Origin of the sequence: Flavobacterium sp. W22_SRS_FP1 (assembly GCF_052113685.1) — a bacterium.
GTDB lineage: Bacteria > Bacteroidota > Bacteroidia > Flavobacteriales > Flavobacteriaceae > Flavobacterium.
Map to the genome: position 1 here is coordinate 39,236 of NZ_JBGQOE010000016.1, position 13,362 is coordinate 52,597.

A 13,362-nucleotide genomic window follows, 5' to 3' on the forward strand; every position below is an offset into this window, starting at 1 on the left:
TCCATTTTTGGCTTATATTTGCAATAAAAATTACTGCATGCAATTTCTTATATTCATAATAGCGTACCCATTTATCTGGGTAATTTCTATACTTCCATTCCGAGTTTTTTACTTATTGTCGGATGTATTATACCTTTTAGTTTATTATGTTATTGGCTATCGCAAAAAGACAGTTCGTGCAAATATAGCTTTAGCGTTACCTCATCTTAGTCTGGAAGAGCGATTCTCAATAGAAAAAAAATCATACCGCCACCTTTGCGACATGTTTATGGAAATGACAAAAACTATGACCATTTCATCGCGAGAAATGAACAAAAGATTTATAATTACGAATCTCGAAGTCATCAATGAATATGAAAAAAAAGAAAAAAGTATTATGCTCTTGGCATCCCATTATGCAAGTTGGGAATGGTTAATTACCCTCAATCAAAAAATTAGTTACCAAGGCATAGGCGTTTACAAGAAAATCAGTAACAAATATTTTGACAAACTTATTAAAGATATTCGCTCCAAATACAATACTCAATTAGTAAACACTCGTGATACCATACCTTTAATTTCCAATAATCAGAAAAAAGGCATTCTTTCCATATATGCTTTAGCCAGCGATCAATCCCCAAAAGCGGATCGCATATTTCATTGGGACAGTTTTATGGGCGTGGAAGTCCCTGTTCATACAGGTGCTGAAATGCTAGCCAAAAAATATGACCTTAACGTGATTTTCGCGAAAGTAAAAAAGGTTAAAAGAGGATATTATGAAGCGACTTTAATACCGTTGAACGACGACCCCACGGCGGTGCCAGATTTTGAGATAACGCATGCCTTCATCAAGGAAGTCGAGAAACAAATTTATGAGGCACCTGAATATTATTTCTGGACTCATAAAAGATGGAAACACCGCCGTCAATAAATCAAAGCCCGTTGGGTTTTATCAACTATGGCTACCAAAATATTTTATTGATTTTGGTGCTAATACACTATAAAAAATGAATTTAAAAGTCAACAATAGATTTATCGCAGAACTTCCTGCAGATAGTAATGAAACTAATGTTCCACGTCAGGTAAAAAATGCTTGTTTTTCCTATGTAATTCCTAGAATACCATCCAATCCTAAATTAATACATTATACCGAAGAAGTATTAAAATTACTAGGCCTCAGCAAAGAAGAAGCTCAATCAGCTGAATTTAAGAATGTGTTTTCTGGAAAAGAAGTACTTACCAATACCCGCCCCTATTCCATGAGCTATGCTGGACATCAGTTTGGTAACTGGGCCGGACAATTGGGTGATGGAAGAGCCATCATTCTGACAGAAATTGAAAACGACCAACAAACATATACCTTACAGTTAAAAGGAGCAGGACTTACACCCTATTCTCGTGGAGCAGATGGACTGGCCGTATTGCGCTCTTCTATTCGCGAGCATTTATGCAGTGAAGCCATGTTTCATTTAGGAGTTCCGACTACCCGCTCATTATCATTAATACTCACTGGCGACCAAGTGTTGCGTGACGTTATGTACGATGGTCATCCCGATTATGAAAAAGGGGCTGTGGTCTGCAGAGTAGCGCCATCCTTTATCCGTTTTGGGAATTTCGAGCTTTTTGCTTCTCAAAATGATCTAAAAACATTAAAAACACTCACTGATTTTACCGTTAAATATCATTTCCCCGAAATAAAGGAGACTAACAAAGAAAGCTACATTCAGTTTTTCCAAGAAGTGGCTAACAAAACCCGTGAAATGATTGTCCACTGGCAGCGTGTGGGTTTTGTACACGGAGTGATGAATACTGATAACATGTCTATTCTGGGACTTACTATAGATTACGGCCCATACGGTTGGCTGGAGGATTACAATCCAAATTGGACTCCCAATACAACGGATCGTGAAAACCGCAGGTATCGTTTTGGGAACCAACCGGAAATTGCACTTTGGAATCTGTATCAATTGGCCAACGCATTGTACCCGCTAATTGAAGAAGCGGCTCCCTTAGAATCCATTTTAAATAGTTTCCAAAATAATTATGAAGTTGATTATGACAATATGATGCGAAATAAATTGGGGCTTTTTACCAAAGAAGAAAATGACAATCAATTGATTCATTTGTTAACAGATAATTTACAACAGACGGAAACAGATATGACCATTTTCTTTAGAAAATTAAGTCAAATAAAAAAAACAGAATCCGAGCAAGATGCTTTTTACCATATAACCGATTCCTTTTATAAAATCAATGAAGTTAAGGATCAGCTAAAAGAAACTTGGTTGTATTGGTTTACCCAATATTTAAATCGACTAAGACAGGAAGAAGCAACTGATGCAGATAGAAAGAAAGCGATGGATGCTGTAAACCCAAAATATGTTTTAAGAAATTACATGTCTCAACTAGCTATTGAAGCAGCTGAAAAAGAAGATTACTCACTAATAGAAGAATTACATCTTTTATTAAAAAACCCTTATCAGGAACAACCGCAATCTGAAAAATGGTTCGCCAAACGACCGGATTGGGCCAGAGAAAAAATTGGAAGTTCTATGTTGTCTTGCAGTTCGTAGCAGGCAACATAGAATTTATGTTTTACCAGAATCTCTTTCGATTATAATGAAAACCAGGTGTTGACCAATTCATCCTCAACTGGTCGCGATTGCTTATGTACAAACTCATTAGTGTCCCTGTTGTAATCATAATCCAAAGCCCAGCTCTTGTGGTTTTCTGCCAATAATTTAATACTATTACAAACGAATTCAATTTCGGCTGTAGTAGTTGTAGGATGAACGGACATTCTAATCCAACCTGGCTTTCTAATCAAATCACCCAAGGTAATTTCATCTATTAACTTATGTGAAGTTTCCTGGTCCACATGAAGTAGAAAATGCCCATAGGTACCTGCGCAACTACAACCTCCACGAGTCTGGATTCCGAATTTGTCGTTCAGTAATTTCACGCCCAAATTAAAATGTAAATCATCAACATAAAAAGAAATGACTCCTAGTCTATCCTGGTGTTGCCCCGCAAGAATTTTAATATTCGAAACTTCTCCTAATTGTGCAAAAACATAATCAACGATTTCATGTTCTCGTTTCAAGATGTTATCAATTCCCATTTTTTCTTTCAACTGAATAACAAGAGCCGTTTTAATGACTTGTAGAAAACCTGGTGTTCCGCCGTCTTCTCTATCTTCAATATTATCGATATATTTATGTTCGCCCCACGGATTTGTCCATGCAACGGTACCTCCTCCTGGATTATCAGGTACTAAATTTTGATATAATTTTTTATTAAAAACCAATACTCCAGAAGTACCTGGCCCGCCAAGGAATTTATGGGGAGAAAAGAAAATAGCATCCAAAAAACTTTCTGGATCTTCGGGATGCATGTCTATTTCCACATAAGGACCAGAACAAGCAAAATCGACAAAACAGAGTCCGTTGTGTTGATGCATTACTTTTGCAGCTTCGTGGTATGGCGTTCTTAATCCAGTTACATTAGAACAAGAGGTTATCGAAGCAATTTTAAAGCTTCTTTCTTTATATTTTTCCAACAATACCTCAAGATTTTCGATACTGAATAAGCCGTCTTCAGTAGAAGGTATCACCTCAACATCAGCGATGGTTTCTAACCAAGACGTTTGATTCGAATGGTGTTCCATATGCGAAATAAAAACAACTGGTCTTTTATCGGCAGGAATAGTTATAAAATCTTTGAGATTTTCTGGTACTTTCAACCCTAAAATACGCTGAAACTTATTGACCACACCGGTCATTCCTGTTCCATCGGTAATTAGAATATCATTTGCGTCAGCGTTTACATGATGTTTAATAATGTGTCTCGCTTTGTGATATGCCTTGGTCATAGCAGTACCGGAAATTGTCGTCTCCGTATGGGTATTGGCTACAAAAGGTCCAAACTCATTCATCAATTTTTCCTCTATCTGACGATACAGTCGACCGCTGGCAGTCCAGTCCGTATAAATTATTTTCTGTTCTCCGTAAGGGGAAACAAAATTCTGATCTATACCGATGATGTTATTTCGAAACTGTTCGAAATACAGTTCTAACTGAGTTGGGGCTTCTTTAACGGTCATGACATTCATTTATTAAAGTTCAAAGGTATTGATTTTTGGGGACTTAAAAATTGGAACTTTTATAATAAGACGTTTTTGAAAATCATCATTTTTAACGAGCTTGAATATATCCATCTAAATATTTAAAAATAAATTGACATTAAATTAAATTCTCTCAAAAAAGGATTCACTAATTTGCATCCAAAACAAAATCATACTTATCTAACAACACATGAAAAAAATCCTTTTATCTTTTAGTATTCTACTGTTTATCAATTGCAAAAGCATCTCAAATGCCGACCTGAATCCGAAGGAAAAGAACTCTAATCAATATACTATTGCTTTTGGCTCCTGCGACAATCAAAGAATAAAGAATGAACTTTGGGAATCTATCGATGCAAATCATCCTTCCGTTTGGATTTGGGGTGGTGACAATGTCTACTCTGACACTGACGACATGCAAGTTCTAAAAGCTAATTTTGCTCTTCAAAAACAAGATTCAGCTTACCTGCATTTTATAAAAAACAAAGTAATCCTAGGAACTTGGGATGATCATGATTTTGGTCTTAACGATGGTGGTCAAGAATACCGCTTTAAAAAAGAAAGCCAAAACTACTTATTTGATTTCTTAGATACTTCTAAAAATGCGCCTGAAAGGAAACGAGATGGTGTTTATAATTCAAAAACAATAACTGTTAACAAACATCAAATAAAGATTATTATTCTAGACAACCGTTATTTTAGAACGGAGCTAACTAAATCAAAAGACCCAAACAAAAGGTTTCAGCCCAATGTTTATGGTGAAGGAACTATATTAGGAAAAGAACAATGGCGATGGCTGGAAAAAGAACTTCAGTCCTCAAAGGCCGATTTTAATGTAATTGTAAGTAGTGTACAATTTGTATCTGACAAGCATGGCTTTGAATGTTGGGGGAATTTTCCTCATGAAGTGAATAAATTAGAAAAACTGATTGTTTCTTCTAAAGCCAAAGGGACTTTTATTGTTTCAGGAGATCGCCATATTGCTTTATTCTCTAGTAAGAAAGTACCTCAGCTTCCCTACCCTTTAATTGATTTTACGTCAAGCGGACTTACGCATACCTACACCGCTTTTTCAGGCGAAGAAAATCCATATTTACAGGGAGAAGTAGTCAAAGAATTGAATTTCGGAATTTTAAAATTCGATTTCGATGCTCACAGTGTCCAAATGGAAATTCGAGGAAAAGAAAATAAGCTTCTACAACAACACATTCAAAACTACTAAAAAAACTAGATTTCAAAACCCTCTCAAAGTTCAACTCTGAGAGGGTTTTTTAAATATTAAAACTAGCAAGATTACAAATCGAATCCTACTGAAAATTGCCAAACACGATTATGCGCTCTGTTAGTATCATACAAATCACCTAAGCCTAAATGATATCGTACTCCTAGACTTATTCCAGAATCAGTTTTAAAACCACCTCCAAAATTCATTCCCCAATCAAAATTGTTTGGATCATATTGTTGCGAACTATTAAACAAACCTTCATACTCTTCTTTATTAGAAATTGCTAATCCTATCTGTGGACCTGCTTCTAAAAAGAAGTTTCTAGAAGGGTATGCTTTAAGCATCAAGGGTAAATTGATATAATCTAGTTTTTGGGTAAACGTTCCATTCCCATCCTTTATCTCATATCCTTGCTGCGAATACAATAATTCAGGTTGAATAGAAAAGCTTTCACTGATAAAAGACTCTCCATAAACTCCTATGTGAAATCCATGACGTTGTCCTGTTTCCCCACTGCCATCGTAATTTACTGCGGCCAGACTATATCCTCCTTTTATCCCAGCATTTGATTTAGATGTTGTATTGTCCTGTGCATTCATCATTGGCATTACGCCAAGAAATAATGCTATTATTAAATATTTGATTTTCATAATTTCCTTTTTTTTCTGTCGATTTATTTTAATCTTTCTTATTTCCCTCCGTTTGCACGAAGGTCTGCTATGCATTGTGCATCTAATTCTGGTGACGATCCTCCAGAAACCATATCAGAAATTCCGCTTCCTGACTCTACCATCCAATACATTAAACAGGTCTTCACATTGCAGTGTTTTTCATTTTCTGTATCTTCATGATCGCTTTGCAGAGCCGAACCTAAGTTGGTAAGGCCCAAAATATGTCCAAACTCATGTTTGATTACAGTTGTTTCCACAAGACTCCTGCTTGGTTCAAAAGGACTATCACTAAGACCTTGAATTGTCTCTTCATAAATAACAAAAGAAGTGTTTCTATAAGCTGTACCTAAAACAACTCCAGTATCGGTATTACTAGCTGATTCTCCATCTACAAAAAACGCCCAGACAGCAATCTTGTCGACTGAATTGTATTTGGTTCTATTGGCATCTTCAATTGCAACAATATCTTGGTTCGTATACCTAGCTTTTCCAGGTGAAGCAATTGCTCTTTTGACAACAGTAATTCCTCCAGGTTTGTATGTTCTAGCATTCAGAAAAGAAACAAAATTATTGACAGAGGCAGCTGATGGCTCAAGTCCATCTACATATACCAATTCTACAACCATACTTGTAAAAGCGTCATCAGATAACAAGTCATTCGCAGAGCTTCCTGTTGCTTTTTGATTATTACTTTTTAGATTTCCTTCAGAACTCTGATCATTACCAATTGGATCTCCATCCGCGGAAAGGTTGTTTGTGCTATCCTCTTTCGAACAAGAAACTAGTAGTATAGTAGCCAGCGTTAATAGTGCAATTCCTTTTTTCATTTTAATTTTTTTTCTGAATTAAATTTAAAGTACAGCAACTCTTTCTAGTTGCTGTACTTTAAACATATTATTTAAACCAAACCATTCAATTTAAATTTGTTTCAACACTACGGTTACTGCAGCGTTCGTTTTGCTTTGCAATGAGATTGATGAAGTGTTAAAGCTTGTTACTTTCCAAGTATTATTTAATAAATTGAAAGACGCATTACCCGAGAAGTTTAACTTTAAGAAAACATCCAGTTCTGAACTTACTTCATATGCTCCAGTTGCTGCTGTGCTTAAAGTATTTACAACTTTAATAGACATGTCGTTAGCAAAATCGATTGTGAAACCTTGGTAATCGTTTGCTTTTTCAACTCCCGCAGTTACAAATGATTCTACTTTGAACTTTCCGTCAACCAATATCGTTTCTAATTTTTTTCCATTCTCAGCTGCTTCTGACATTGTCGCTTCAGTTTTAAGAGAAGCATTAATCGCTGCCTGAAATTCAGCATCACTCGAAACTGTACTTTCCGTACCATCAATAAATGTTACCGTCATTGGGTAGTTTATGGAAAACAACTCCGTACTGCTTACATTAGACATATACGTATATAATTGTTGTTCGGATGTGATAACTATACTTCCCGTTTGTTCTGAACTTAAATTATAAGTTAAAATGGTAATAGGAAAGTTAACATTGATAGAAGAAATGGCGCCTTCTCCTGATGCCTCTGCAGACGAACAAGCAGTAAGAATAGCATTGTATTCTGTTTGATTGTTGACGACAACTTCAGTATAGTTGCTCAATTTAACTTTTAAAGGAAATTGAAGCGTTACTGAATCTTGATCATTGTTATATTCACCCAAAATAGAGATAACTTGCGTGTAACTGAATTGAGTAAACAGATTTACTTTAACTCCGTTCACTGTTGCTACTGCAGGCAACACAATCGAAGAACAAGAAGCACCATCAATAAAATCATCAAATGAACCATCATACATTGAAGTACGTTTCATATTATTGGTCGTTGTTGAGTTTGCAGCATTCGTATTTGGATTTTGACCTTGTACATCATCTACTTCGCTTTGACAAGATGTAAAACCTAATATTGACATCAATGCGATTCCGGTAATAATTCTTAACTTTTTCATATTTAATATTTTTATATTTTCTAAGCGATGCTATAAACGCCTTTCTGATAGTAAGACAACCAATCTTCTTTCTACCCCAGCCTTATTTTAAAATAAAAAAGATTTTTTTTTAAAAGTCGAAAGTAAATCTTCTCTCAAAAAAACATCCCCGCTTTTAAATAGTGCTTGAATCAATAACTCTATATTATTACAAAAATAACATTTGAAAACCAATAAACGACTAAAATGCTTGATACTACTACCAAATCATAAATAGGACTATTTAAATAATTGTCCTTGTTCTAGTAAAAAACATTTACTTTTACCAACTACTTAAAATGAATTGGTATTAAATGATCGACAATAAAACTAATCTTTGTGAGGAAACTCACTTTAATGACTTTTACATCAAAAATGTAAAGTCGGCTACGAATTTTGCATATTACAAATGTGGGGATAGTGATGCCGCTTTAGATTTAGTTCAAGATGCCTTTACTAAAATATGGGAGAATTGTTACAAAATTGATTTTACAAAAGTGAAAACTTATTTACTCACAACTGTAAATAATTTATTTCTAAATACTATAAAGCATAATAAAGTAGTTCTCGCTTACGCCAAAGAGACTCCTAATCTTGACACAAATAATCAAAGTCCAGAATACTTATTGGAGGAAGAAGAATTTAAACTAAAACTGCAACATGCAATTTCTTCATTGACCGAAGCGCAGCGCGAAGTGTTTTTGATGAATCGCATTGATGGAAAAAAATACAGAGAAATTGCCGATATTTTAGGTATATCACAAAAAGCAGTAGAAAAAAGAATGTCGGGCGCCTTGAAAACATTAAAAGGGCAAATCGAAAACATATAAATAATTGATTCGAAGTAGGGCAAACTGTCAATGAGTTGTCTTACTAGTATAGAGTTCCAAAAATGAAAAACGAAAAAGAAATATTAAAATGGCTAAATGGCGATCTTTCCAGTGAGGAAATTGAGGATTTAAAGAAATCCGAAGGTTTTGAAACACTTGAAAAAATCGCACATTACGCATCCAACATGGAAACTCCAAAAGTGGATGCAGAAGCGGCCTTAGATCAATTTAAAGCTCGAAATAAAACTAAAAAAGAAACTAAAGTTAGAAGTTTAAACTTCAAAACACTTTATGGAGTAGCTGCGGCATTCGTAGTACTATTAACTAGTGCTTATTTCTTGTTTTACGCTACTTCAACTTCATTTGAAACTCAGATAGCGCAAACAAAAACATTCCAACTTCCAGATGATTCTGAAGTAGTGTTAAATGCATCTTCAAAAATAACGTACAATGAAAGAAAGTGGGCTAAAAAACGCGCATTGACTTTGGAAGGAGAAGCCTATTTCCAAGTTAAAAAAGGACAAACATTTAGTGTAAATACTACCGATGGTGTCATAAAAGTACTGGGAACCCATTTTAATGTAAAACAACGGAAAAATTATTTTGAAGTGAGTTGTTTTGAAGGTTTAGTTAGCGTAACCCATAAAAACGAAACGATAAAATTACCCGCAGGAAAAACATTCCGATTGATTAATGACACTATGGAAACCGTCGCCGATTCAAACGCAGAAAATCCTTCTTGGATGCAGCAGGAATCAAGTTTTGACCGTATTCCGTTAGATCAGGTGATTGCAGAACTACAGCGCCAATACGATATTAAAATAAAAACGGAAGGCGTTGACACTTCAAAATTGTTTACAGGAAGTTTTACCCATAAAGATAAAAAAATAGCGCTCGATGCGATTACCATTCCGCTTAAACTAAGTTATAAACTAGAAGGCAAAACCGTTATATTTTACAACTATGGAGTTAAATAAATACTTACTTTATTTACTGCTATTTATAACAAGTATAACCCATCCCCAAAAAGCAACTGATAAAATACCGCTAACAGCTATTATAAGTTCCATAGAGCAACAGTTTGATGTAAAATTCTCTTATGCCGTCGAAGATGTAGCCGGAATTTCAATCGAAAAACCCTTAGCTACTCTAACGCTAAAAGAAACAATAGATTACCTCAACTCTAAAGTGCTTTTAAACTTTAAAGCCTTAGATAATCGCTATGTAACCGTTTCTGTACTTAATAAAACAATTCCAGTTTGTGGTACTGTCATTTCAGAAGAATTAAAAACGCCTCTTGCTGGCGCTACAGTACGCGCGAGAAACACAATTACAACAACCAATAAAAATGGTTTTTTTACGATTCCTACTGTTCCAATAACCGAAACAATTTCTATTTCTTATCTTGGTTATGAAACAAAACAGTATACAGCCAATCAGTTATTCTCAACTAGCGAGAACTGTAAAAAACTGTTTTTAAAAACTAGTAATGAAGAACTCAATCAGGTATTGATTAATGTGTACTTGACACCAGGTTTACAAAAATACTTAGATGGAAGCACGGTTTTGAACACAAAGAAATTCGGAATCTTACCCGGATTAATTGAGCCAGACGTGTTGCAATCAATACAAGCATTACCTGGAGTGGAAAGCACCAATGAAAGTATTGCTAATATCAATGTGCGCGGAGGCACAAACGACCAGAATTTAATGATTTGGGACAATATAAAAATGTACCATTCGGGTCATTTCTTCGGACTCATATCTGCCTACAATCCCAATACAACCAATAAGGTAATTGTCACTAAAAACGGAACTAGCGCGGAATATAGTGACGGCGTTTCCAGCACTATCAATATGTTTACCAATGATAAAGTAAATCCTATTTTTTCAGGAGGTGCAGGAATTAATGGTATCAACGCCGATGCTTTTTTGACTATTCCCTTAGCTAAAAACTTAGAAATTGATATCTCTGGCAGGCGTTCCGTAACAGATCTTTTTAACACGCCTACTTTCACCAACTATTACAAACGAAGTTTTCAGGATAGCGAAATAAATGCTGACAACAATCAAAACAACACCACATCCGACTTCTATTTTTATGATTATACTGCCAAAATTCTTTTTGATCTGAATGAAAAACACCAGTTTAGAGCCAATCTAATTGCTATTAATAATGAATTAGATTACACAGAATATAATTCGAATGGCAGTAATTCAGAAAACAAAGCCAGCACACTTTCGCAAAAGAATCTCGGGTATGGTGGCAACTGGAAAGCCCAATGGAATCCTAAATTCAGTACAAACCTCATCAGCTACTTTTCTAAATACAATATCGATGCTACCGACCTTAGAATAGAAACGGACCAACGGCAAACTGAAGCCAATGAAGTTCTGGAAACCGGCCTAAAGCTGAATGCAAATTACAATGCTACCCAATACTTCAACCTATTAGTAGGATATGAGTTTAATGAAACGGGAATGCTCAATCAGACTACCGTTAGTGCTCCATCCTACTCTAGCACTAAGAAAGACGTTTTGGACAAACATGGTCTTTTTGCCGAAGGAGAATACCATAAAAACAACACCTATTTTAGAGTTGGTGTTCGCTTAAATTATTTTCAAAAGTTTGAAGAGATATTGGTTGAACCAAGGATAAACATCAGACAACAGCTATCTAGCGAATTTGCATTAAAACTGGAAGGGGAATTTAAAAACCAAACTGCAACACAAATTATCGATTTTGAAGATGATTTTTTGGGTGTCGAAAAAAGACGTTGGGTATTAGTTAATAACGAAAATATCCCTATCGCCACCAGCAAACAAGGGTCGTTTGGAATGGAATTCAACAACAACAAACTCAATGTCGATCTAACTGGCTTTTACAAAATAGTGGATGGCATAACCGCATCCAATCAGGGTTTTTACAATAATTTTCAATATAAAAAAGCACATGGAAGTTACATGGCAAAAGGAGTTGAATTTTTGGCGAATAAGACTTCGGGGCAATTTAGTACTTGGGTAAGTTACAGCTTTAGCATAAACGATTATCAGTTTGACAGCTTCACCCCTTCTGAATTCCCCAATAACACTGATATTAGACATTCTGCCTCTTTTGGAATCAACTATGACATCAACAGTAATTTCAAAGTCTCTCTTGGTGGAATTTGGAGAAATGGACAGCCTTATACCATACCTCTTGAAGGAAATGAAACAGTACAAAACGGCAATACGACAATGGTGAATTACGATTCCCCAAACAGCCAAAACCTCGATGCCTTTATGCGACTGGACGCTTCGCTGAGTTATAACTTCAATTTCACTACTGCTATAAAAGGAGTTTTACGTGCGGGTGTCATTAATATCACCGACCAAGACAACGTAATAAATCGCTATTACAAGGTAGATCCCAGCGATTCTAAAAACACAATCCAAGTAAACAACAAATCCCTTGGCATGACCCCTAACGTCAGTTTTAGACTGAATTTTTAAGCAAAAATAGCTAGGTTCCTTGTTCCTGAAATTGACAGGAATAGTATTGACTAAAAAGGCAGTTTCTTATAAAAATGTTGTGTGCGAATGATAAAAATGGGCTATCCAATAGCTACAATACATATGGCGCTACTTCTCTGATAAAATATTATTTCTGATATTAACTTTCAACAGAATTGTTAACTTTCAACGATAAAAAAAATGAAAAATGAAAACTAAATCTAGGATAACGTCAATAGTAAAAGCTGATAGTTTAGACGCTACGATTACTGGTTTTCAAAGCTTTGATTTATCGAAACTAAACCTTCAAAGTGATCTTGATTTTATATTACCTACTAATATAAGATTAGGACATTTGGAAGAAAAAATTGTTTCTGAATTAATAAAATCATCTACAAATTACAATGTTCTATTTGAACATTTTCAGATAATTGAAGATAGAAAAACACTAGGAGAAATTGATTTTATAATTAAAAATAGAATAGATAAAAAATTAATTCACTTGGAACTAGCCTATAAATTCTATCTATTTGACCCCGGTATTTCATCTGAACCGATAAATAACTGGATTGGCCCAAACAGGAACGATTCTTTAATCGAGAAGTTAAATAAATTAAAAAACAAACAATTTCCCTTACTGTACCACAAATGTACAGCATCAAAACTTGAGACAATTGATATTGATTCCGTTTCTCAAGCTTTATGCTTATTAGTTTCATTGTTTATTCCTTATGAATTCAAAACAAAATTATCTCCCTCTTACGAGAAAGCCATTAAAGGGTATTATTTAAATTTAGAAACATTTATTAGCCTTCAGGATTCTGAAAAATCCTATTGTTTACCTTCAAAAAAAGAATGGGGAATGGATGCTTCAGAAAATAAAATTTGGACCAATTATCAAGATGTAGAAAACCAAATTATGAAAAGCATAGAAGAGAAACAAGCACCATTATGCTGGCAAAAATATAAGGGAACTTATTTGTCTTTTTTTATTGTTTGGTGGTAAAGTGTTTTAAAGCCTAAAACGAATATCAATCCATTCCTAAGGTAGTCACAAGATGAC

The 13,362-nt window shown here is 34.9% G+C and carries 11 protein-coding genes; 7 read left to right on the top strand and 4 right to left on the bottom strand.

What is annotated here, in order from left to right; all coding sequences use genetic code 11:
• Positions 1-37 precede the first annotated feature (37 nt).
• Together ACEN2H_RS10425 and ACEN2H_RS10430 are read left to right on the top strand one after the other, a co-directional pair.
• Entirely contained in the window at positions 38-910 is an 873-nt protein-coding gene (locus ACEN2H_RS10425) for a lysophospholipid acyltransferase family protein (protein WP_441732281.1), read from the top strand.
• Positions 911-986: 76 nt separating this feature from the next.
• Complete coding sequence (locus ACEN2H_RS10430; protein WP_441732282.1) at positions 987-2,552, top strand: protein adenylyltransferase SelO; 1,566 nt, start codon at positions 987-989, stop codon at positions 2,550-2,552.
• Positions 2,553-2,593: 41 nt separating this feature from the next.
• Here ACEN2H_RS10430 and ACEN2H_RS10435 read toward each other — a convergent pair whose 3' ends face one another.
• Positions 2,594-4,081, bottom strand: coding sequence for an aminotransferase class V-fold PLP-dependent enzyme (locus ACEN2H_RS10435; RefSeq protein ID WP_441732283.1), 1,488 nt, complete (start codon positions 4,079-4,081; stop codon positions 2,594-2,596).
• 211 nt (positions 4,082-4,292) lie between these two features.
• Between ACEN2H_RS10435 and ACEN2H_RS10440 the strand changes: the two genes are divergently transcribed.
• Positions 4,293-5,324 carry an alkaline phosphatase D family protein gene (locus ACEN2H_RS10440; protein ID WP_441732284.1) on the top strand — a complete coding sequence of 344 codons (1,032 nt, stop codon included), beginning with the start codon at positions 4,293-4,295 and terminating at the stop codon, positions 5,322-5,324.
• Between the two features lie 71 nt (positions 5,325-5,395).
• Here ACEN2H_RS10440 and ACEN2H_RS10445 read toward each other — a convergent pair whose 3' ends face one another.
• From ACEN2H_RS10445 to ACEN2H_RS10455, 3 genes are all read right to left on the bottom strand, one after another.
• Positions 5,396-5,977, bottom strand: coding sequence for a porin family protein (locus ACEN2H_RS10445; RefSeq protein WP_441732285.1), 582 nt, complete (start codon positions 5,975-5,977; stop codon positions 5,396-5,398).
• Between the two features lie 38 nt (positions 5,978-6,015).
• Positions 6,016-6,825: a membrane metalloprotease gene (locus tag ACEN2H_RS10450; RefSeq protein WP_441732286.1), complete on the bottom strand. Its 810-nt coding sequence runs from the start codon at positions 6,823-6,825 to the stop codon at positions 6,016-6,018.
• A 90-nt stretch (positions 6,826-6,915) separates the two neighbouring features.
• Positions 6,916-7,959: a hypothetical protein gene (locus ACEN2H_RS10455; protein WP_441732287.1), complete on the bottom strand. Its 1,044-nt coding sequence runs from the start codon at positions 7,957-7,959 to the stop codon at positions 6,916-6,918.
• Positions 7,960-8,291: 332 nt separating this feature from the next.
• Between ACEN2H_RS10455 and ACEN2H_RS10460 the strand changes: the two genes are divergently transcribed.
• The 4 genes from ACEN2H_RS10460 to ACEN2H_RS10475 all read left to right on the top strand — a co-directional run bounded on the left by ACEN2H_RS10460 (position 8,292) and on the right by ACEN2H_RS10475 (position 13,305).
• Positions 8,292-8,807: an RNA polymerase sigma factor gene (locus ACEN2H_RS10460; RefSeq protein ID WP_441732288.1), complete on the top strand. Its 516-nt coding sequence runs from the start codon at positions 8,292-8,294 to the stop codon at positions 8,805-8,807.
• 62 nt (positions 8,808-8,869) lie between these two features.
• Positions 8,870-9,784: a FecR family protein gene (locus ACEN2H_RS10465; RefSeq protein WP_441732289.1), complete on the top strand. Its 915-nt coding sequence runs from the start codon at positions 8,870-8,872 to the stop codon at positions 9,782-9,784.
• The gene (locus ACEN2H_RS10470; protein WP_441732290.1) at positions 9,771-12,299 is read left to right on the top strand and encodes a TonB-dependent receptor; all 2,529 of its coding nucleotides are present in this window, start codon (positions 9,771-9,773) and stop codon (positions 12,297-12,299) included. The genes ACEN2H_RS10465 and ACEN2H_RS10470 overlap by 14 nt, the downstream gene beginning before the upstream one ends.
• 208 nt (positions 12,300-12,507) lie before the next feature.
• The gene (locus ACEN2H_RS10475) at positions 12,508-13,305 is read left to right on the top strand and encodes a DUF1853 family protein (RefSeq protein WP_441732291.1); all 798 of its coding nucleotides are present in this window, start codon (positions 12,508-12,510) and stop codon (positions 13,303-13,305) included.
• The last annotated feature ends 57 nt before the right edge of the window (positions 13,306-13,362 follow it).